This is a genomic window from Micromonospora sp. DT81.3 (assembly GCF_049847225.1).
Lineage (GTDB): Bacteria > Actinomycetota > Actinomycetes > Actinomycetales > Microbacteriaceae > Microbacterium.
On record NZ_JBNCNY010000057.1, the window covers coordinates 1 to 322 of the forward strand.

The window sequence follows — 322 nt, forward strand, 5'->3', positions numbered from 1 at the left end:
GGCATGCAGCTCTGCCGAGGTCAGCGCGCTCAGGTGCAGCAGCTTCACGTAACGGGTCTGCCGCTCCACCAGGGTGCCGATCGCGGACCGGTGATGCGGGCCGACGATGAGGTCCCCCTCCTTACGTTGTTGGAGAGGCCGGAGGGCAGTTGTCGTAGCGTTTCGGTCACCCTCGGGCAGCGGGCATGGCTCAGGTCTCCCTGCTGCATGGACGGCTCACTGGGAATGGCCGCCCGCTGCCCGCCGATGGCTCGACCGCTGATTGAGAATTGCGACATTGATCGTTGGGTAAGGACGTGCCGGCGTGGTCATCAACAGGGAC

General features: G+C 65.2%; 1 pseudogene. It reads right to left on the reverse strand.

The features are described from left to right. A pseudogene (locus tag ACPW96_RS23320) lies at positions 1-120 on the reverse strand (IS30 family transposase); the annotation flags it as partial. Positions 121-322 lie beyond the last annotated feature (202 nt).